Here is a 2,771-nt window from a genome sequence, read left to right on the forward strand (position 1 = left end):
GTGCTCAACCTCGGCGTGTCCGGGGACCGGCTCGCGGGGGTCCGGGCCCGGGCGGTCCGCGACCTCGCGGGCGCCGGCGCGCTGGTGCCGGGCGTGGTCGTCACCTGCGCGGTCGGCATCAACGACGTCCGCCGCGCCCACCTCGACGAGCGCCCGCTCGACGTCGACGCCTTCGCCGCGGGCTACGCCGGCCTGCTCGACGACGTCCGGGCGGCCGTGCCCGGCGGCGGCGTCCGGCTCGTCCTCCTCGAGCCGCTGCTCGTCCCCGTCGACGCCCGCCGGCAGGGGTGGGTGGCCGACGTCGAGCGGGTCCGTGCCGTGGTCCGGGAGGCGGGCGCGGCCACCGGTGCCGTCGTCGTCGGCGGGCTCGGGGCGCTGCTCGCGGCCGACGCCGCCCGGACCACCACCGACGGCGTCCACCCCACCCGGGCCGGGCACGCGCTGGTCGCGCAGGCGTGGTGGGACCGGGTCGTCGCCGTCCCCGGGCTGCTGCCGGGCCGTCCCCGCGGGTGGGACCGGCTGCGTCCGTCCCGACGCACCGGGTGATACTTGGGGCCGCCTCGGACCGCACCGGCCGGGGGACTGCTGGAGGCCCTGACGTGACGCTCCTCGAGCCGCCGGCGACGGCGGGCCGTCCTCGCGACGACGCTCCCTCCGACGCACCCTCGCTGGTCGCGGAGCTGCGCCGCCGGCTCCGGACCAGCGGCACCGACGTCGTCGACGACAGCGTCCGGGTCCGGGCGGAGTACTCCACCGACGCCTCGAACTACCGGGTCGTGCCCACCGCCGTCGTCGTCGCCCGCGACGTCGACGACGTCCTCGCCGTCGCCGAGGTCTCCCGCCAGACCGGCACCCCGCTGACCGTGCGCGGGGGCGGGACCTCGGTCGCGGGCAACGCCGTCGGCACCGGCATCGTCGTCGACGTCAGCCGCCACCTCACCCGGGTCCGCTCCGTCGACCCCGAGGCCCGCACCGCGACCGTCGAGCCCGGCGTCGTCCTCACCGCGCTGCAGGCCGCCGCCCGCCCGCACGGCATGCGGTTCGGGCCGGACCCGTCCACGCAGGCCCGCTGCACCCTCGGCGGGATGATCGGCAACAACGCGTGCGGCCCCCACGCCGTCGCCTACGGCCGCACCGCGGACAACGTCGTCGCCCTGGACATGGTCGACGGCACCGGTCGCCGGTTCACCGCGGCCCGGCTGGGCGACCCCTCGACCGACCCCGTGCCGGGCGTGCGCCAGCTGGTCGACAGCCACCTCGGCCTGGTCCGCACCGAGCTCGGCCGGTTCGGCCGCCAGGTGTCCGGCTACTCCCTGGAGCACCTGCTGCCCGAGCGGGGCCGCGACCTGGCCAAGACCCTGGTCGGCACCGAGGGGACCTGCGGCATCGTCCTGGGCGCCACCGTCCGCCTCGTCGACCTGGCGCCCGCGACCGCGCTCGCCGTCCTCGGCTACCCGGACATGGCGACCGCCGCCGACGCCGTCCCCGCGCTGCTGCCCCACGGCCCGCTCGCGGTCGAGGGCATCGACGCCCGCCTGGTCGACGTCGTCCGCCACCACAAGGGCGACGCCGCGGTGCCGGCGCTGCCCCCGGGCGGCGGCTGGCTGTTCTGCGAGGTCGGCGGCGCCGACGAGGCCGAGGCCTTCGCCGCCGCCCGCCGGCTGGCCGCGGACTCCGGCACCACGTCGGTCCGGGTGGTCCCGCCCGGGCCGGACGCCACCGCGCTGTGGCGGATCCGCGAGGACGGCGCCGGCCTGGCCGGGCGCACCGCGACCGGCGCGCAGGCGTGGCCCGGCTGGGAGGACGCCGCCGTCCCGCCCGAGCGGCTCGGCAGCTACCTGCGCGGCTTCGAGGCGCTCATGAAGGCCCACGACGTCGACGGGCTGGCCTACGGGCACTTCGGCGACGGCTGCGTCCACGTCCGGATGGACCTGCCGCTCGCCGAGGCGCCTCACCGGCTGCGGCCGTTCCTGCAGGAGGCGGCCGACCTCGTCGTCGCCCACGGCGGGTCGCTGTCCGGGGAGCACGGCGACGGCCGGGCCCGCAGCGAGCTGCTCCAGCGGATGTACGGTCCCGACGCGCTCGCGCTGTTCGGCGGCTTCAAGCACCTCTTCGACCCCGAGGACCTGCTCAACCCCGGTGTCGTCGTCCGGCCGCGGCCGCTGGACGCCGACCTGCGGCGCCCGACCGCGCGGCCGACGCCGCCGTCGCCCGGCGGGTTCTCGCTGCTGCACGACTCCGGCGACCTCACCCGCGCCGTCCACCGCTGCGTCGGGGTCGGCAAGTGCCGCGCCGACACCTCGGCCGCCGGCGGCTTCATGTGCCCGTCCTACCTGGCCACCCACCAGGAGAAGGACTCCACCCGCGGCCGTGCCCGGGTGCTGCAGGAGCTGACCACCGGCACGCTCGTCGGCGGCGTCGACCACCCGGCGGTGCACGAGTCGCTCGACCTGTGCCTGTCCTGCAAGGCGTGCGCGAGCGACTGCCCCGCCGGGGTGGACATGGCCACGTACAAGTCCGAGGTGCTCCACCGCCGCTTCAGGGGCCGGCTCCGCCCGGTCACGCACTACTCGCTCGGCTGGCTGCCCCGCTGGTCGGCGCTGGTCGGGGCGGTGCCCGGCCTGGCCGCGGTGCTCAACGTCGTCCTCGCCGTCGGTCCGCTGCGCCGGCTCGTGCTGCGCCTGGGCGGGATGGACGCCCGGCGCTCGGTGCCGCGCTTCGCCACGACCACCCTGCGGCAGCGCTGGGCGGCCGGCCGGTCCGCCGCGGAC

2 protein-coding genes are annotated in these 2,771 nt (G+C 78.0%); both read left to right on the forward strand.

The genetic code is table 11. From position 1 onward, the window contains the following. Nucleotides 1–546: SGNH/GDSL hydrolase family protein (locus WCS02_RS19375; protein ID WP_340295920.1), on the forward strand; the 546-nt coding region annotated here is incomplete at its 5' end. A 53-nt stretch (nt 547–599) separates the two neighbouring features. Then, nucleotides 600–2,771, forward strand: a 2,172-nt coding sequence (locus WCS02_RS19380; protein ID WP_422665439.1) for an FAD-binding and (Fe-S)-binding domain-containing protein, incomplete at its 3' end; no start/stop codon positions are given.

Origin of the sequence: Aquipuribacter hungaricus (genome assembly GCF_037860755.1) — a bacterium.
GTDB classification, from domain to species: Bacteria; Actinomycetota; Actinomycetes; order Actinomycetales; family JBBAYJ01; genus Aquipuribacter; species Aquipuribacter hungaricus.